At 58.4% G+C, this 18,199-nt stretch carries 13 protein-coding genes; all 13 read left to right on the forward strand.

Annotation, left to right across the window (positions count from 1 at the left end; genetic code table 11):
• The first annotated feature begins 190 nt into the window (after positions 1-190).
• The 13 genes from OQ371_RS23780 to OQ371_RS23840 all read left to right on the forward strand — a co-directional run bounded on the left by OQ371_RS23780 (position 191) and on the right by OQ371_RS23840 (position 18,199).
• Complete coding sequence (locus OQ371_RS23780; RefSeq protein WP_265990866.1) at positions 191-526, forward strand: hypothetical protein; 336 nt, start codon at positions 191-193, stop codon at positions 524-526.
• Positions 526-1,935, forward strand: a complete 1,410-nt coding sequence (locus tag OQ371_RS23785; RefSeq protein WP_265990867.1) for a hypothetical protein — start codon at positions 526-528, stop codon at positions 1,933-1,935. Before OQ371_RS23780 ends, OQ371_RS23785 begins: the two co-directional genes overlap by 1 nt.
• Positions 1,916-2,839, forward strand: coding sequence for a DUF6712 family protein (locus OQ371_RS23790; protein WP_265990869.1), 924 nt, complete (start codon positions 1,916-1,918; stop codon positions 2,837-2,839). Before OQ371_RS23785 ends, OQ371_RS23790 begins: the two co-directional genes overlap by 20 nt.
• Complete coding sequence (locus OQ371_RS23795; protein ID WP_265990871.1) at positions 2,839-3,237, forward strand: hypothetical protein; 399 nt, start codon at positions 2,839-2,841, stop codon at positions 3,235-3,237. Before OQ371_RS23790 ends, OQ371_RS23795 begins: the two co-directional genes overlap by 1 nt.
• A gap of 463 nt (positions 3,238-3,700) precedes the next feature.
• On the forward strand, positions 3,701-4,039 hold the full coding sequence (locus OQ371_RS23800) for a hypothetical protein (protein ID WP_265990873.1): 339 nt from the start codon (positions 3,701-3,703) through the stop codon (positions 4,037-4,039).
• Positions 4,036-5,121 (forward strand): patatin-like phospholipase family protein, encoded by a 1,086-nt coding sequence (locus OQ371_RS23805; protein WP_265990875.1) that lies wholly within the window; start codon positions 4,036-4,038, stop codon positions 5,119-5,121. Before OQ371_RS23800 ends, OQ371_RS23805 begins: the two co-directional genes overlap by 4 nt.
• Positions 5,118-5,543 carry an N-acetylmuramoyl-L-alanine amidase gene (locus OQ371_RS23810; RefSeq protein WP_265990876.1) on the forward strand — a complete coding sequence of 142 codons (426 nt, stop codon included), beginning with the start codon at positions 5,118-5,120 and terminating at the stop codon, positions 5,541-5,543. Before OQ371_RS23805 ends, OQ371_RS23810 begins: the two co-directional genes overlap by 4 nt.
• Positions 5,544-5,545: 2 nt before the next feature.
• Positions 5,546-6,343, forward strand: a complete 798-nt coding sequence (locus tag OQ371_RS23815; RefSeq protein ID WP_265990878.1) for a hypothetical protein — start codon at positions 5,546-5,548, stop codon at positions 6,341-6,343.
• Positions 6,340-6,846, forward strand: a complete 507-nt coding sequence (locus OQ371_RS23820) for a hypothetical protein (RefSeq protein ID WP_265990880.1) — start codon at positions 6,340-6,342, stop codon at positions 6,844-6,846. Before OQ371_RS23815 ends, OQ371_RS23820 begins: the two co-directional genes overlap by 4 nt.
• A 60-nt stretch (positions 6,847-6,906) precedes the next feature.
• Positions 6,907-8,877: a hypothetical protein gene (locus OQ371_RS23825; protein WP_265990882.1), complete on the forward strand. Its 1,971-nt coding sequence runs from the start codon at positions 6,907-6,909 to the stop codon at positions 8,875-8,877.
• A gap of 11 nt (positions 8,878-8,888) precedes the next feature.
• On the forward strand, positions 8,889-14,006 hold the full coding sequence (locus tag OQ371_RS23830; protein WP_265990883.1) for a putative Ig domain-containing protein: 5,118 nt from the start codon (positions 8,889-8,891) through the stop codon (positions 14,004-14,006).
• 3 nt (positions 14,007-14,009) lie between these two features.
• Complete coding sequence (locus OQ371_RS23835) at positions 14,010-14,714, forward strand: hypothetical protein (RefSeq protein WP_265990884.1); 705 nt, start codon at positions 14,010-14,012, stop codon at positions 14,712-14,714.
• Positions 14,711-18,199 (forward strand): hypothetical protein, encoded by a 3,489-nt coding sequence (locus tag OQ371_RS23840; protein WP_265990885.1) that lies wholly within the window; start codon positions 14,711-14,713, stop codon positions 18,197-18,199. The genes OQ371_RS23835 and OQ371_RS23840 overlap by 4 nt, the downstream gene beginning before the upstream one ends.

An 18,199-nucleotide genomic window follows, 5' to 3' on the forward strand; every position in this document is an offset into this window, starting at 1 on the left:
GCAGTACTCGGCCTGTCCAAAAATCCGGAATCACGGCGAAAAATCGACTAAAATTTCGGAATTGCACTTCCCTTTTCGCCCCCTGATTTTAAAATTCTGATTTCCGCCCGGGCCGGTGCCTGGTCGCCTGATGTCCTGTTTTTCGGGGCTGGATCGGTGCAATTTGCGCACCTTCTCTAACGCCAGTCCCATGCGGAATCAACCTCTGCGAATGCTGTCGTGGAAAGAATGTCTGGCCATTCTGGAAGCGACCGATGCGAGAGGGGTCCCCAAACCCTTCTCCATCTTTTTTTGTACGGCCGATCAGCAAAAGCAGACCGGCGGCCAGATCATCCACTACGAAAAAGCCGTCTGGCACGTCAAAAACGGCCGGATCAACAAAGGCCAGTCGGCCATTAAGGCTACCGTAAAACCCCGCCAGGGCGCTTCCAAGTGGACGCGCAACATTCGGGCCGTCGACTCCGACCAGATCCGCCGGCTGAACATCCACCTTATCCTCGAAATAAACGGCCAGCCCGTCAAATAATGAATCCAATTCATCTAAATGATACTGGATCGGTCGCCTACCTGCCCACCGTCCACGCCGTTGTGAACCTGCCCGGCGTGGGTACGGCCGGCCCCAACGGTCAGGCCCCGGTCGCCCTGGGGGCCAGCCCCACCGAACCGGTTCGGCGTCGGGAGCTGCAGCCCGGCGACGATCACATCGCCTACTGGGGCGATGGCAACGACTTTCCTCAGCAAATCATCAAGCTGGCCAGTAAAAACACCATCATCCCCACCACACTCAGCAAAAAAGCGGCCCTCTGGATCGGTGGCGGGGTGTACGCTTCGGCCGATGAGGAAGACGAAACCCCGGTAAAGGACCCGGAAATTCGGCGTTTTCTCAACGATATCACCACCAAACGGTATTTGCTGGAGACGGCCCTGGACATCAACTGGTTTGCCAACTCGTTTCCCGAGTTTATCCTGTCAAAAAACCGGGAGAAAGTGGTGCAATTGCACTCGAATGAAGCCGCTTATTGCCGCTTCGGCCGGATGAATGAGCAGACCGGGGAGATCGATAAGCTGTATCTAAACGCCAACTGGGAGGGGGCTTCGGCTGCTGATCCCCAGACGATCGTTATCCCGGCCATCAATCCCTACTCCTGGGACCGCGTCGAGAAGGTCCGCAAGGGAAAAGCCTACAAATACAGCTACCCGCTGAGCTTCCCCAGCCCGGGCCGTTCCTACTACCAATTAGCCAACTGGGACAGCGCCCGCTCCAGTGGATGGCTCGAAGTGCTCGACGCCATCCCTCAGTTCAAGAAGTTTTCCATGCAGAACCAGATGCAGATTAAATATCACATCGAGGTTCCATCGGATTACTGGCCCCAGGTGTACGGCGACCGGTGGGAACAGGGCAGTATTGAAGCCCGAACGGCCATCCGGGACGAGTTTTTGAAGGCGCTGATGGACAAACTTTCCAATGTTCAGAACGCCAACAAGGGTATTTTAACCGAGACCTGGATCGACCGGGGTTCCAAAAATGAAGTCGGGATTAAGATCAACGTCCTCGACGACAAGCACAAAGAAGGCAAATACAACGAAGATTATACCGAGGGGCTGGCCAACCTGTACTATGCCCTGGATTTTGACCCGACGCTGGGCGGTTTTGCCGGGATGGGTCCGAGAAGTGGCGGAAGTGATAAAAGGGAAGCCTTCTGGATCTTTATATCGGGCTGTAAGCCCTGGCGCGATCGGATACTCGAACCGCTCGAATTTACGGCCCAGTATAACGGCTGGAAGAAAAAGTATCCGGAGCTGACCTTCCGCTTCCGCGACACCTTCTTAACGACCTTGGATACAGGAAAATCCACGGCCACCTCCAACACGGCCACTACGGCCACCGGCGAGTCTAAACCCCCGAAAAAAACCGATGAAGCTGCTGATAAGTGATGCCCAAAGCCTTAAAAAAGTGGTGCCCGTCAATGCTGATCTGACCTTCAGCGAGATCGAGCCGTACATCCACAGCGCCCAGCTCTTTGTGGCCCGGTTCACCGGGGAGCTGCTGATTGCCAACCTGGCGGATGTGGTGGCGAATGGTAATGAATTGAACGCACAACAGCAGGCCCTGCTCGACCGGCTGGCCCGGCCGGTCGGCAACCTGGCTGGTTTAAAATACGCCAACGTCAAAACGGGCCAGCTCACCGATACGGGCGTGATGCGCACGGCCGGCGCGGGCCAGGCCGACGCCTTCGAGTGGCAAGTGGAGCGCATGGCCAGCCAGCTCAACGCCGAAGCCTGGGACGGTCTGGAAGATCTGCTTCGTTTTCTGGAAGATAAAAAGGAGGATTATCCGGACTACCTGGCGTCGGATCAGTACCAGTATCAGTCCGGCCTACTGATCAAAGATGCTCAGACCTTCTCAAAGCACTATTTTATTGCCGACAGCCGCTTAACGTACTGGTCCCTGCAGTCTTGCCTGGTTAAAGCCGAAGACCGCGTAAAACGGCTTTTAGGCAGTCGTTTCAATTACCTGTCCAGTGGAGGTGAACTTTCCACCAACCAAAAGGAGCAGCTCCGTCTGGCTCAGGACGCGATCGCTTATCTGACGATGGTCCGGGCGGTGCAGGAACGCATCGTTAACATCACCGATCAGGGCGTGCAGGTCAACTCCATTGCCAACTACATCCGCCAGCAGCGCCCGGCCTCGACCGAGCAGATCAAAATGATGCTGGAGTATTTAAACACCCAGGTTTCTGAAACCCTGGCCGACCTTTCCGAACTGCTCCCCCCGCCTACTGATCCGCCCAAATCCAACGGGGGCGTGCGCGGGGATGCCATTGTCTCCTTCTTCTGATGAAATTTCTCGAAAACGCATTGACCTGGCTGGCCAAACACACCACCGGGGAAGCCCTGCTGATCATCCTGATCTCTTTAATGGGCGGTTATAATGGGGCTACAAAAGACCCTACTATTAAGGGCTGGCAGCGCTGGGTCAACGTGATCGCTGGGGGGATCACCGCCATCCTCAGTGGTTTTGCTCTCTCTGAAGCGGGTCAACCAATTTGGATGACATCACTTTCCGCGTATCTGATCGGTAATATTGGCAATACAGTTGTCAACGGTTTGATCAACTGGATTCGCCAGTGGGAAGCTAACCCGACAAAATTTATCCGCCAGGTTATTGCCCTGGCTCGTCAACTCCTGCAGCTGCTGAAAGACTGGTTCTTAATCAACAACCAACCTCCGAAATGAAAAATAAAAGCCAGAGGTGTAAAAGAAGAATGGATGAGCCTGAAGTCCGTAAAGTAGATGCAAAAACATTTCTAGCTGCAGTAAAGCCAGTTGAGCCTATTCGCATTAAAGGATATATCTGCTTATTCTGATTCCGGCTTCAGAAACCTGGTCGCCTGATGTCCTGTTTTTGCCCCCCACGACGGTGGAATTTTGTGTCATCATTCACAAGATTCCACCGTCGCTTTTATGAAGTTTTTCCGATTCCTCTGCCGATGCGTTCAGATTGTAACGGCCCTTACCCTCTTTTTCTTCGCGTTTGTGGTACTCATTTCTATGGGGCTGTTTTACCTGCTGCAAAAGATCATTTATGGCCTAATAATCCTAAGAGGCAAGCATTACAGGGTTCTGAGGATAAAAGTTAAAAACAGAAAATTTCTTCTGGCCCTCGCAAATTTAATCCTCCACTTATACGCCAGGGACCATGTTAGCCATTGACCTGCTGAACGCCCTGCCCTCCCTGATCACGCTGTATCTGATCCTGGAATCCTGGTATCTGACGGTTAAATATGCCGTCCGCCATTTCTTCCGCCGGCTACGGGCCAGCCAGGCGGAAACCCCTTCACCACTGCCTAGGCAGTATTCACCTCAACCAAAAAGTAAACCCCGTAAAATGTCGTCGAAAGAAATGCGTCACGCCCGCAAGCTCCGCCAAACCCGTTTTTCTCACTCCGCCAAATTTCGCCGGTGGGCCAGCATGGACATGCGCTACCAGCAGATTAAGAAAAAGCACGGTTTAAACTTTACCCTGGCTGAAAAATGAAGTTTGCCGACTATCATCTGTTAGGGTTCCAGTTCTCCGAGGAGGAAACGAATTACGCTTACATCGGTTCGGGTGGTGGGTTCAAAGGCTCATTTACCCAGGGTATCCGGGATGTTTACCTGGAGAACGGTATCGTGCCGGCCGCTGAATTCGGGATCTCCGTCAACGCCCTGGATGGCGCCATGCAGGCCATGAACAAACGGGCGGTCAATCGCCAGCTCTGGAAAGCCATCGAAGAGTCTGGCCCGGCCAGCATCACCGTGCCCCTGCTGCTGAAAGCGGATATGAAGTCGCCAGACATGGGTGCGATCCGGGAAGCACTTTTGCCCGAGTCGCTGACCACCATTCTGTTCCGGCTAGCTACTCCAAAGGGTAAAAAGCGACTGGGCGAAGACATCAAAAAGCGCTTCGCTAAGATCAAATCCGTGGCCTCCAACAAACCACTTTTGGATCTGCTTGCTCAGCACGTGCGGATTAAAGATTTCGTCCGGCCATTTTACTGCGGGGCCGTCTCGTTAACGGACGGAAAATACTACCTGCTGGGTCCGGAAGATTTCGACGATGACTACGAGCTGGCCAAGTTTATCTGCGCCAGTGCGACAATGCCCATCGTCTGGGAACCGATCGCTTCCGTCCGCTTAAAAGACGGCCGCATCCTGACCAACCTGGTCGACGGTGGTCTGTGGGATAACTCTCCGTTGTCGGCTTACATTGATTTTGTGAACAGCCGGCCCAAGTCGGAAAAATGGCACGCCATCATCGCTAATTGCGGATGCGGCTTTACGGGCACCGTAGGCACCGATCTGAACATCGCCCAGATTGCCACCCGATCGCTGCTCGATGTTGCCCTAGCGGCCATTTTTGAGGGCGACGTGGCCCGATTCCTCCAGGTCAATCACCTGGTGAAACAATCCCCGGTCGAGCTGCTCTCTGAAAACGGTAAACCCTACCGGCATTTTGATTACACGCTGATTCAGCCAATGGCCGACGAGCTGGGCGACACGCTGGACACGTCGCCGGAAATCCTCCAAAAGCGGTACGCCTACGGCCGCGAATACGCCCTGGACGCCATCATCAAATGAGAACCATCACCCACATCGTCGTGCACTGCACGGCGACCAATCCCAATGCCACCGTCGCCTCGATCCTTCGGTACTGGAAAACCGTGCTGGGTTGGAAATATCCCGGTTACCATCACATCATTAAGGCGGACGGCACCGTCGAGCACCTGTTGTCCGAGGAACTGGTCTCAAATGGTGTGGCGGGTCACAATGCGCACTCTGTGCACCTTTCCTACGTGGGCGGCATCGACGCCCAGGGCAATCCCCACGACACGCGCACACTTGATCAGCAACTTGTGATGCTGAGCATGCTGAGGAAACTCAAAGCCAAATATCCCAAAGCGACCATCTGTGGCCACCGGGATTTTCCTGGCGTGAAAAAAGCCTGCCCCTCCTTCGACGTTCGGGCCTGGCTGAAAGAAGAAGCCCCCGAACTACTCTAAAAATGCACACCGTCAAATTCACCATCGATGGCCAGCCGGCTCAGCTCACTGGCCCCAATACCTGGGAAGAAGTAACGCCCAAACAGTGGCTGCAGTGGGTGCGCTGGCAGATGGGATTTGGCGGTGCTGACAGTGCTATTTTTTTACTGCTGCAGCTTTGGTACGGTTTTACGCCGGCCATGATCCGGCGGTTTTCGGAAGATCAGAAAGTGCAGCTGCTGGCCCTGTTGGACTGGTCCAACTCACGCCCATCGCGCTGGATGCTTCCGAATTTCAGAACGCGCTTGGGACGGCAGTACGTCGGCCCGGGTGATCAGCTCCAGCACCTCAGCTTCGGCGAGTTCATCTTTGCCGAAGCAGCCCGGAGCCGCTACTTAGACACCAACATCCGGGCTGATCTGGTCGAGTTGACGGCCGTTTTATACCGGGCCTCCGCCTGGCCCTGGCAGAAGAAAATTGATGGGGCCCGCACGGCGTTTGACCGCTCCACCCTCGACTCAGCCTGCAAAGCCCTGGACAAATTGCCCGACGCGATTCACCAGGCGACGCTGATCAACTACCTGGGCTGCGTCGACGTGCTGCCGACCCAGTTCCCGAACCTGTTTGAACCTCCCAAAAAAACCTCCACCGAATCCGGCGGCACCTGGCTGGATGTCGGTTTGAATCTAGCCCGGCAAAGCTCCGTTTTCGGCACTTATCACCAGTTAGAGAGCACCAACTTATACCTGGTGCTCTCGACGCTGGACACCATGCAACGCGAAGCCAAGGAGCTGGAGGCTAAAGCTCAACAATCCCAATGATCAATTTAGAAGAGTTTTACGAGGCATACGGAAAAAGCCTGGCCACGCGCCTGGCCGCGATCGGTTATACTGAAGCGAACGGCCGGTTTGTTTTCGTTGACGATGTCGAGAACCCGGCGGAGCTGGTGAGTAAAGCGGTTTCCAAATTCCCCCAGGGCGTTAACGTGCTGATCTGGGAAACCTTCGTCGAGCAGCTCGGGGATGGGGGCCGCGACAACTACAACACCCGCATTCAGGGCACCCTGGCGGTCGTCAGAAAGGACGGTACCGACAATGTATCCCGTAAATTGTCCATCCGGACGGCCCGGGCGACCGCCTTGAAAGTGATCGCTCTGATGCGCCAGGACGGCCTCGACGGGGAGCTGGAGAGCCAGGGTATTGTGCCCCAGTTTAATCACGACGGCGAGAAATTCATTATTTCCGGGGGCTGGGCCGGCTACGGGTTTACCTTCGACTGGCTGGTTCCCCTTAACATGCAGCTTTCCGACGACGACCTGGTCTAACCGCTATGGTCGTCTGATGTCCTGTTTTCCCGCGCCCGTTCGCCGGAATTTTGGCCTGTTATGGCCATTACTGTTCTCCAATCCCCCGATCCCATCGCGCTCACCAAAGGTGGTCGCCTGCAGTATATTTTCTCCGGAAATGGACGGCTGGTGAATACGGGCGTGCTGGCCGTGAATTTCATCTTTCTGGCGGGAGCGGTGGTTCCCGGCCAAACCTTTACCCTGTCCTGGAAGGGCAAAACCCTGAAAATGGTGGCCCGGGCCAACCCCGTCCACCCCTACGAATTTCCGGCTGGTGACGGCTCGAACGCCTACATCGCCAGTATCCTCCCGTATTTCCGCGATTATTTCCCGATTGAATCCGACTTTGTTGTCGAAGCGATGCTGGCCGAGGGTCTGTTTCATGGCCTGACGTTTACGGCTCGCAAGCCTGGCCCCGAATATAACTTTGCGGCCGTCGGTGGCGCTCCTGCCTTTTACGCCATCGCGAACGGAACCCCGGGCGTGGCCCCCACCTACCGCAACCGCTACAGCGTTTACGTGGAGGTGCACTGCCAGCGCGACGCTGATCCGGATTATGCCATGATCTATTCGGGGGCGCTGGAGCTAAACGAGCAGGGCCGCGCCGAGTTCGATCTTTCCACCACCCTTCATTCCCACCTTTCCCCCGATCTGCCCCACTGGCGCACGGCCGTTGCCAAGCCGGCGGAAAATTCCGCAGCGAGCTACTACATCCGCTACGCCGAAGCCTGGGGCGAACCCCTGGAGCCGGCCCGGATCACCAAACTGGAACCCCTGCGGGTTTACTGGGGCGGAATGCCCTACGAGCAGCAGGGCCGTTTGCAGCTCGACAAACTGGTCATGCCATCGGACGACGATGCGGCCCAGGACAAACTGCTCAGAAACGGCCCGGCCCTTCGTTACGTGCGGCCGGATGAGTGCCAGTATTTGACCTACCTGAATTTGCGCGAAGACCGCCTGCAGGTGGGTCTTTCCATTGCCGTGACCCTCGACAACGGCCAGAAAGCCTCGTACAACAACCGCGTGCCGGCCCTGGATATCGCCCAAAACGAAAAGGTAATTTTTCCGGCCGGTCTGCCCCAATTAAAACTGCCGATTGCGCAAGGCCGCCAGGTGCGGGAATACACCCTCCGGATCGTTCACGAGGGCGGCTTTCTGTCCCAGCCCTACCGGTTTGTGGTCAACCAGCAATACCAGCCGCACGTGCGGTATTTTGCGTTTATCAGCTCCCTGGGCGCTCCCGACACGATGAGCACCTTCGGGAAGGGCAGCTCGGAGCTGGCGCTGTTTCGGGAAGAAGCCGAGCGGGTTTTACCTCAGCATTACGAATTAAGCGACGGCCAGTTCGTCGAGTACAATACCGGCTACCAGCAGCAGTTTGAAGTAGCGACCGGCTGGCGGAGCCAGTCCGAGCTGCGCCAGTTGAACGACTTCTACCGGGCCGACCGGCGCTGGCTGCTGCTGGCGGATCGGGAGCTGCCCATTGGGGTTACCGCCAAATCCATCAAGCAGGCCAAGGACGGCGACACGGCTTTTGCCCATAAGTTTGATTACGTTTTTCTTTTTAAAGACGAGTTTTACTTCGATACCGAGGAGGGTGATCCCCTGCCTCCACTGAATTTCCGCCCCGCCGGCTCGGTGACGATCACCCCCGTTACCACCACCTCCAATTACGACCGCACGGTTCCCGATGTCGTCCGCAACATCAAACCCGACGATATCACCAACTGGAACGAAGCGGCCTCCCGCCCTGATCCCTCAGCCGCCGGCTATCTGACTCAGCAGAGTGCGGCTCCCCTGTTTTCCCCCCTCAAGCACACCCACACCTGGAACGAGATCCAGGGCAAGCCGGATCTGGAGGGGATGTTCGTGCCCCAGGACATCGAGGTCATCATGCCCAATCACCCAGTGGGCAGCGAGCTGGAGCTGGAGCTGGAAATGAACAACCGCCGGTTCTCGATCGGCGACGTGCTGCTGGGCCGCAATGTCATCTTCTCCCGCTTTCAGTAAACAACCACCTAATGAATAAAAAAGTAATTATCACCAAGCCGACCGGCAACTGGCTGTTTGGATTTCGGGCCGATGGCGCGGACCGCTCCTCCAGCAAGACCCGCACGGTCGACGGCGATGGGCTACCCTTCGAGGAATTCAAGGAGTACACCCTCTACCAATGGCGTCCGGACGATCCGGTGAGCCAGGTGTTTAACCAGCGCACGTTTACCTTCCGCAGCACTGACAACGGGAGCTGCTGCAAGTCGATGCCCTGCACCTCGCTGGAGGGCTACTACACTAGCCTGGGCTGGTATACCAAAAACATGCCGATCGCCAGCTCTCCGGAGGATTACACCCACCACGTCGTGGGCAAAATCCAGAACGGTGTGTTTATGCCGATGGCCCTGCCCAAGGAGCTGCTGCAGGGCAGTACCGGCGGAGGCCAGCTCCCGATTCCGCCGAGCATTGGCGTGCCCCCCCTGACCTTTACGGTCGGTGTGCCGTTTTCTTACACACTGCTGCCCTGGACGGGCGCTTCGGAGTACGAAGTCAAGGATCTGCCGGCGGGCTTTAGCTTCAACGCCAGCACCCGGGTCATTTCCGGTACCGGCACCACTTCGGGCCAGTACAACGTTGTGGTCGTGGGCATTTCCCCGGCCGGCCTGCGCAACTCCATCACCACCTCGATGACCGGCCAGGAAGCTCCGGTTTCGACGTATTTCGATGAGGTCTCCTTTACTCGGGATGGATCAAGCCTGGTCTGGACCTTCAAGGGCGAAGCCGGCCTGGAGGGCGCGAAGATCAAGATGGGCCTGCAGGGCTCCGGTTTTGACAATGCCGCCTACGTCGACCTGGTCAAAGTAGCCGAGAAGACTTACCAGTATACCTACCTGAACGTTTCGGACGGCGATTATTTCGCCCGCGTGCAGGTGGGTGAGGGGTTCCGCCAGGGCGGTTTTGTGCTGGATCAGCCGGGCCAGAAAGGCCGGATCTACCCGGGCCAGACCAACCTGTTAACCGAAGCCGGCACCACGATCGTGGCCAGCTCGGGCAGTGGCCTGGTCAGCATCAACGACCTGGTGCTCGACAACGAGTTCAGCATGCCGAGCAGCGCTCAGCCGGTGATCCGCGCTAACTTCACCCGGGCGCGGGTGAAAATGGCCTACATTTATACCAATTACCCAGCTGATTTTGCCAACGCCTGGGTAATTGTAGGCGACAACCTGGCAGCGGCCGGCGGGGATCTGCAAACCAACCTCAACCGCTCCGGTGTAAAGAAAGTGCAGATCGGGGCCAACCTCACCTCACCGATCGCCATCGACCTGGGCGATCACTTCGGGTCCTCGGCCGTCCTGCAGGCTCCCGACACCCGGGCGCTGCGCCTGTCCGAATGGCAATTGGTCGGCGACCGCCCGGCGGAAAATCACCCGCCCGTCATTGCCACCATTCCGGACATCGTGCGCACGGAGGGTCAGTCGCTGGATTATGTGCTGAAGAATTTTGTCTCCGACGTCGACGGCGATGCCTTCACCCTGAAGCTGACGATGGCCGGCGGAACGGGTCTGCCCGCCTGGCTAACATTTGACGGAACCAGCCTCAAAGCCACGGCCCTGCCCTGGGAGGGTGGTAGCCTGGTGACGCTCTACGAATACAACCTGGTCCTGACGGCCACCGATGAGCACGGATCGTCCACGTCCCTGGGCCTGAAGCTGAAGATCCAGCGCGTGGGCACGCTCTCCAGTCTGATCTCGTCCAGTGCGCAGTACGATTTTCTCAGCTCCGAAAAGCGCCTGGTCATCGGGGCCACCGTGAAGGATGCGGGTCCGATGCTCGTGGATCTGCAGGGTAACGGGTTTGTGTACGGCGGCTCGGGCAAAAAAGTGATGCCCAACGGCACCCGGGATGATTTTCCCGCCGGTACCAACAAGCTCCTGAACGCCAAATCGCCGGAAGGCTTCTCCAACGTACAGCCCGGGGAATACACGGTGATCTACCAGGAATTTGAAGGAGGACCGGAGATCCGCCGGGCGTTGACGGTTCCGGCCGAAAACATGGGGCCGAAGGAAATCTACAAAGCGGCCGATACGGGAACGCCCACCACGCCCACCAACCCGAATAACCCCACCCCGACGCCCCAACCGGCGATCGTTTCTATCTCGCACACGATTGACAGCAACGGCAAACCGGTGGTCAATACCGTCACGCAGAACGTCACGACGAGCGTGGAAGTGGCCCTGGTGCAGATCAACGGGGGCGGCTGGAACCAAACCGGCTTCGGAGCCGCTGCCGGCGTCAACGGCAGCAAAACCAATTACCAGCGGGCCTACACCCAGGCCGCGCCGGCCGGCTCCTACCGCTACGATGTCAAGATCACCGGTACCGACATCGTGCAGTCCGGAACATTTACGATTGGAGCCACCGCCACGGATTACTTCATGCAAATCGACTGGAGTAACGGCGGGGTGGGCTACCTCAACATTCGCGCCCAGGTGGTCACCCAGACCGGGGTCGAGCTGAAGTGGGCCAACGAAGAGAACTGGCGCACGCTCAACTATTTTGAGAATGCCAGCAAGCCCCTGCCGGGGGCCAAGGTGTACGTGCTGGGGGATTACATCCCCGTCGCCACCAGCGAGCGCACGCTGCAGTTCCGCAAAACGGGCACCACCCAGGTGATCAACGTGACCGTTCCGGCCGGAACGGCGACCGATGATGGCCAGTGGCATTCGATCTGGTCGCAGGCCAGCCTTTTGCAGCGCCTGGGCTACACCTACGATCCCAACAACGATTCGATGTATTTGTACGTCGAGCCGAAGGCGGGTAAAACGCTCCAGGTGCTGCTCGAAGCCGACAACCTGCACCTGATCCCTTCGGAAAACGGCGTCAACTACGGCGAGATCCTGCCCAACCGCGACTCGGGCATCTGGAAAACCGGGGTCTGGTACGATCTGATTGGCGACAGCAGCCAGGTGGGTTACAGCTTCCGCCGGCGGTTCGAGAGGGGGTCCGGCTCGGGTGTGGCCGAGGTGGCCCACAAATTAAAAGTCCGGGAGAAAAACACCGAGTCGCCGGTGCAGACGATCATCTTCACCCCCGAATCGTCCCAGGACAGCGTCAAGGTGCTGCCGATCGCCGGAAGCACGGAACAAGACGGCGGGACGACGACCCCCACGCCGGTCGTTGGGACCAAAATCATGGTGCTCGGCGATTCGATCACGACCGATTCGCGCTGGCGAATTGCCTTAAGCCAGGGCCTGACAGCCGCCGGCCAGGCCGTAACGTTCGTGGGCAGCCAGGGAGCGGGTAACGCGGCCGATCCGCGTCACGAAGGCCACCCGGGCTACAAAATCAGTCAGATTACGGACGGGGTGGCCGGCTGGATCAACGCGGCCAATCCGGACATGATCCTGCTGATGATCGGGACCAACAACGTCAACGATGGGGGCTACAACATGGCCAATGTGGCGCAGGATCTGGGAGCGCTGCTCGATAAGATTTACGCCACCAAGTCCAACGTGAAGTTATTGGTCTCCAACGTGCCGCCCCGGGACGAGTTTTTCGCCCAGCAGCGCGTCAACACGCTCAACGAGCAGATCCCGGCGGTCGTGGCTTCCCGGAAGGCCCACGGCCGGTACCTGGAGTATGTGGGTGCAGCCTCTTCGCTGACGACGGCCGACCTGTCGGATAAAACCCACCTGAACGATTCGGGCAACGCCAAGCTGGGAGCCGCCTGGTCGCAGGGTATCCAGGTGCTCAGCGCCGGAACCCCCACCACCAGCCCCAACGCCTCGGCCCGGCTGGCTCCGGTGCGGGACGTGTACGCGGTGTATCACTACGTGAGCTACGAGGGGGAAATGACCGAGCGCAAGCAGCAGCTCTCGATCGGTTTTGATGAGGGCCTGCTGACGGGGGTTAAGCTGACGCTCACCTACGCGACGTGGAAAAACCCGGCCAGCCGGGCGGCTTTCATCAACCTGTACACCTGGATTACGGTCGTCAAGCGCAAAAAATGCGCGATTCATTTCGACATGAAGTTCGAAAAGAATCACCCGATGCCGGCCAGCGTGGGCGAGTCCACTTCGGAGCTGTACACCAACGGCAACTCCACCGAGCAGTATTATTTCACGCCGTCGTTTAGTCAAAATGACGGATTTACCGCCTGGCGGCTTAACGGCGACACCACCAACTGGAACCCCAACACGCCCAAGCGCATCCTCTACGACGAGCTGGTGGTTCCCGCCATCCAGGTGCTGGAGGCCATTGCGCCGATCTGGTTTTTAGCCCAGGGCAGAACGCACACCGGCGAGGGCGGCTACAACAGCCGGGTAGATTCACTGTCGGATGCCAAATTCGGCGGCAACGAAGATTCGGAAAAAGCGGCCTTCAAAGCCTGGCTGTACGTTTTGGGCGGAGGAACCATCCAGGGCGTCCGCAACCTGCTGGGCAACCAGTCGCTGACCGATGCCGACCTGACTTTCCTCGTCCCCAGTCGGGGCAGTTGGGACGCCTTCTGGAGCACGCTCAAAGGCGGTGGCCTGCGCCAGGCGTGGTTTGAGTTTAGAAGCCGGCGCGTCGAGCAGGACCAGAAAATGTTCGAATGGTACTGTAGATCGACCAACCCCAACATTCCTGTCGCCTTCGAGGCCGGCACGTTTGCGGGTAACCAGGCGAATATCAACGGCACCACCGAGACGCTGACCATCGCTTCAACGGCTGACATCGTCAAGGAAAACCCCACCTGGTCGGATAACTGGGGCCTGAAAGCGGACGTCGGACGCGGCCTAAAAATCCGGTTTACGGGCGATGCGGACGGTTCGTTGTGGGACGATATCCTGCAGCTCTGGCGTCGGGGTTACGGCATTCCGGGCAGTCTCTCGCACAACGACATCGCCATGATGATGCTGCAGCTGCTGCAGGGCAATGGCTACGTGGGCGTGTTTGGGGACATCAACCTGTTTTATCCCGCCCTGCGCATTCTCAAAGCCCGGGGCATCATCGGGTCGGATTTCGTCACGATTTACAACACATCGACGATCACGTATTCATCCGAAGAATACCGCGACCCCTACTCCTACAAAAACCTCAACGCCTGGAAAGCCCCAGGTACCAACTGTGTCCAAGTCAATTCTCCCTGGCCCCTAGCCGCTTAGAAAATGTTTTCAGCACCTAACATCCTCGAATATGACGGAAACCGCCTGGCTCAGTACGAGTTCAGTGCGCGTTTCCGGTTCCGGAACAAAATCACCGGCGAGCCGATCAACGTTTCGGCCTGGGGACTGCAGCTCCGGGCGACCTCGGAATCCGGCTCCCCTTCCTTCTCCTACCTCATGGCCACGATGCTGCAGTCGACCGGCCCGGGCACCAACGACGAGCTGATCTGCCTGGCGCAAACCCCGCGCCTGGCGGGTCTGACCGATGGCTCCGACGCCGACAACCGCACCTTCATTCTGTGGCTCAGCCGGGCCGGGTCGGTGGGCCGCAAACTGCTCGCCCGGGTGCGGATGAACATCGACCCCACGCCGGACGGTGATGTCTACCGAAACGGCCCGCTGGACCCCGAAGTCTTCGTCCTGGAGATCGATCTGGGCACGGGCGAATACCAGGGCCAGCTCGCCGACCCCACGGCCATTTACGACGGTCTGTATCAGATGGTCACCGGCCGGCAGAAAACCGACCAGGCCACGGATTTCAACCAGATGGCGAACCTGCCCAACCCGATGGAATCGGTCCTCTTCACCATCGCCGAACCCACGGTCATTGATGGCGAAACCTTCCTCCCCGGCCGCTACTGGAAAAATTCTGACGGGACCATCGACCGTGCCCTCACCGAACGCGTGTACCCTAATAACCAAGCATGAAAAAGCTCCTTTTAATTTTCTCCGTGCTGGCGGCAACGCTCACCGCCAGTGCTCAGTCCACCATCCGGAAGGGTGTCAACTCCCCGCCCCTGGCGGCCCCCAAAAACGACACGACCATCCGCGAGATGGTTTACGAGGTCAACCCCACCGACCCCACCAAATCGGGTCTGCACCTGATCCGCAAGGGCAAACCCAACCAGCAGGTTTCGATTGCCCCCCAGGGCATGCCGGCGCTGCTGACGGATATCTTAAAAACAAAGCTGCCGATTTTCGTCAGCGACTTCGGCGGTGGCCCGGGCCGGACGGGTGCCCAGAACAAAGCGGCCCTGATTGCTGCGGCTGCCCGCTCCAAGGTGGTCGGATCGAAAGTCGTTATTCTGCCCATCGGCCGCATGCCGGTCGATAACTGGGACATGGCCGGGGGCGTCAGCGTCGACTCGGTGGAATTCCGGGGCTGGGGCCAGGGCAAAACTGTCCTCTTGCAAACGGCCGCGACCACCGGCGACGCCATTTTCAACCTCAAGCAGGTGCGGGGCGTGACGATCCGCGAGATGACCCTCGACGGGACGGCTGGTAACAAGCCTACGGGTTTGATCCGGATCAACGGTTCGGGCAACCTGGTGGAGCGCGTCGAGCTGGTGAACGGGAACTCCTTCTCCTATACGGTATCCGGCCGGTATAGCAACGGGGTGACCTTTGTGCCCGGTTTGACCCAGCACAACCAGGGCCGGCACTTAACGGTGCGGGGCCAGAAGTATTACCACTCGACGGGTGGAAATGGGGCCGTTTTAGCGGCTGACTCGGCGGTGTATACGACCATCGACGACGTGCTGGTGGAGGACTGTTTCTTAGGCGAAACGGGCGATTATTTCGGCGTTGACCACGCGGTGTTCACCACGCTAAAAAACATCAAAGCCATCCGCAACGGGGCGGTGAAAAACTCCGGCTCGGGTCTGCACCTGGAAGGCGGGGAGGCTTACGACAATATGTACACCACGGTCGAAAACTTCCTGGCGGTGGGCCATACGATCGGCGTCAGCGTCTCGGAAAACAGCCGTCTGACGATGGTCGGCCAGAACACAATCCGGGATAGCCGCCAGGCGATCCGGGCCTACTCGGTGTACCGGCCGTCGTTTGAAAACATCGACATTATCAACTGCGGTGCGCCTGATCTGATGTCGAGTTTGACCGATGGGGTGGTGTTAAACTCTAAATCCGGGCGGTACAAAAACCTGCGGTTTATCGGCACCCAGGCGAACCTGGCCTTCAGCAACTACAACGGCGATCCCACCCAGTCGGTCTCTGAGCCGGTCGAGCTGATCGACTGCGTATTTGACCGGAAGGTTTCGGCCTCTTCGACGAACGTCGGCTCCTACTTTATGAACCTGGAGCGCTGCCGGCTGGATAACACGAGCCTCGAATGGTACAACAACGTGGGCCTGCGCCTGACGGCCACCAACTGTTTCTTCAACAACTCGGTGGCGGTGGGTGCCCGGACGATGTACGCCCGTTTCTCTGGCGGTGCGTTCTACACGACCGACAACACTAAAAACGCCATTACGCTGAACCTGGACAACTTCAACACCAGCATCGACAACATGCGGGTGGAGGGGTATAACGCCATCGGTGACCCCGGCAAATTGACCATCGGCTACGGCATGAAGCCGGTGGGCCTGACGGTGATGCCTGCCCTACCCGAGACGGGCTACCTCAACGGGCTGAACGGCAAGCTGGACCGCACCGGCGGCACCATGACGGGCAACCTGGTGGTGACCAACCCGGGCGCGGATGTCTACGTGCTGGCCGACCGCTTCCGCACGGCAAACGGTCTTTCCATCCAGGGCCAGGGTGGCCTGGCCGGCTACGGCTACCGCTCGGAGAGCCGGGAGATCCGGGATAACTCCAGCCTGGCCGGAACAATCACCCCGTTCAGTGTTAACCACTCGTTTCAGCCGCCCACCTTCTCGGCGACCAACCCGGGCCAGGTGATTGACAAGGCGATCAACTTCTTTATCGGGGGAGCGCCCTCACCGGGCAACAACGTGACGTTTAACAACGCCTACGCGCTGTACGTCCTGTTAGGAAAGTCGTACCTAGGCGGTACCGTTGATTTTGCCAATATCCCCACCGTGAACGGCGTACCCATCACCTCGTCCGGCGGTTCGGGCACGGTCGTTTCTGGCAACGCCTCCGACCTGGTTACGGGGAAGGTCAACGACGGCCTGCTGACGGATAACGTCGTGCTGAAAAACCAGCCGGCCAACATCACCAACCTGTACAACTTCGGAATGCAGCCCACCATCAACGGCGTGGGCGTGCTCTCCGGAGCGGCCGGTACCGCAACTCAGTACCGCAAAGCTGATGGCACGGTGGGCACCTTCCTGGTCGATGTGCGGGGCGGTATTTCGGCCACCGGCGACGGGTTGGGTTTCAACTCGGGCAATGGTCAGTTTTCGCTCAGCTTCGACACGGCCCCCACCGCCAGCAGCACCAAGCTGCTCCGGTCGGGTACCCTGTTTAACGCCTTTGCGGCTAAACTCGATGCGGCCGCTGCTTCACCGTTTGCCCTGAGCCTGATGGATGACGCCAACGCGGCCCAAGCCCGGGCGACGCTGGGCGTGGGAACGGGGTCAACCTTGAACAAAGCCTCCACGCTCGCCGATACGCTGGCCACCAATCTGCTCGACGCTCAGCAAACGAACCGGCTGATCGACGACAAGATTGCCAAAATGCCCCTGGACATGGAGCTGTACCTGGATTCGGCCCAGTTTGAAGGCAATATCTTTCAGCAGAATAACGCCCCCCGGATTAAGGAGTCGTTTTTAACCAAGCTGAAGCAATCGATTTTAACCTCGGTGGAGTCGCTTCTCAATGCGATGAAGCCCGTCGCCCGGCGGCCGGAGCACATCCAGATCCAGCGGGACTATTACGGCAGCCCCAAGATTGCCGAGAACATTCCGCACTACCTGCTCAACGCCGGCACGGCGATCCGCTCGGACACGATTTACTTCGCCCTGCTGCCGATCACCAAAGTCGATACGGCCGATGGTATGGGTACCTACCTCAGCCAGGTGGGTAACTTCCAAACCTTGAGCGGCCGGGAAAACCGGGGAGCCCTGTTCAAATTCAGCGCCGATCGGACGACCCTGACCCGGGTAGCCCAGACGGATACGGCCGCGGCCATGTTCCGGGGCGGAACGACAGAGTATCGAAAAACGGCGTTTCAGTCGCGCACGATCCTGCAACCGGGCCTCTATGCAGTGGCGGTTCTGCACTCCTACACCGGCACGGTCTCCTCGGGAAACCGGGCGCAGTTCCGCGTCATAACGGCCGGTACCGCCGCCACCAACCGGGTCGATGCCCTGGGCATGTCCCTGTTTTATACCAAGCCCGGTACCTCGATTGCCGCTTCTTACACACTCAGCGAATTGGTCGCTGATCCCACCCGGTGGAATAGTTCGCTCTATCTAAGCCCCAACCCGTAA

The organism is Larkinella insperata (genome assembly GCF_026248825.1).
Classification (GTDB): domain Bacteria; phylum Bacteroidota; class Bacteroidia; order Cytophagales; family Spirosomataceae; genus Larkinella; species Larkinella insperata.

Bases quoted from the DNA above. Each gene is read 5' to 3' on its own strand.
- OQ371_RS23780 (WP_265990866.1), top strand. From the start codon at position 191: ATGCGGAATCAACCTCTGCGAATGCTGTCGTGGAAAGAATGTCTGGCC.
- OQ371_RS23785 (WP_265990867.1), top strand. From the start codon at position 526: ATGAATCCAATTCATCTAAATGATACTGGATCGGTCGCCTACCTGCCC.
- OQ371_RS23790 (WP_265990869.1), top strand. From the start codon at position 1,916: ATGAAGCTGCTGATAAGTGATGCCCAAAGCCTTAAAAAAGTGGTGCCC.
- OQ371_RS23795 (WP_265990871.1), top strand. From the start codon at position 2,839: ATGAAATTTCTCGAAAACGCATTGACCTGGCTGGCCAAACACACCACC.
- OQ371_RS23800 (WP_265990873.1), top strand. From the start codon at position 3,701: ATGTTAGCCATTGACCTGCTGAACGCCCTGCCCTCCCTGATCACGCTG.
- OQ371_RS23805 (WP_265990875.1), top strand. From the start codon at position 4,036: ATGAAGTTTGCCGACTATCATCTGTTAGGGTTCCAGTTCTCCGAGGAG.
- OQ371_RS23810 (WP_265990876.1), top strand. From the start codon at position 5,118: ATGAGAACCATCACCCACATCGTCGTGCACTGCACGGCGACCAATCCC.
- OQ371_RS23815 (WP_265990878.1), top strand. From the start codon at position 5,546: ATGCACACCGTCAAATTCACCATCGATGGCCAGCCGGCTCAGCTCACT.
- OQ371_RS23820 (WP_265990880.1), top strand. From the start codon at position 6,340: ATGATCAATTTAGAAGAGTTTTACGAGGCATACGGAAAAAGCCTGGCC.
- OQ371_RS23825 (WP_265990882.1), top strand. From the start codon at position 6,907: ATGGCCATTACTGTTCTCCAATCCCCCGATCCCATCGCGCTCACCAAA.
- OQ371_RS23830 (WP_265990883.1), top strand. From the start codon at position 8,889: ATGAATAAAAAAGTAATTATCACCAAGCCGACCGGCAACTGGCTGTTT.
- OQ371_RS23835 (WP_265990884.1), top strand. From the start codon at position 14,010: ATGTTTTCAGCACCTAACATCCTCGAATATGACGGAAACCGCCTGGCT.
- OQ371_RS23840 (WP_265990885.1), top strand. From the start codon at position 14,711: ATGAAAAAGCTCCTTTTAATTTTCTCCGTGCTGGCGGCAACGCTCACC.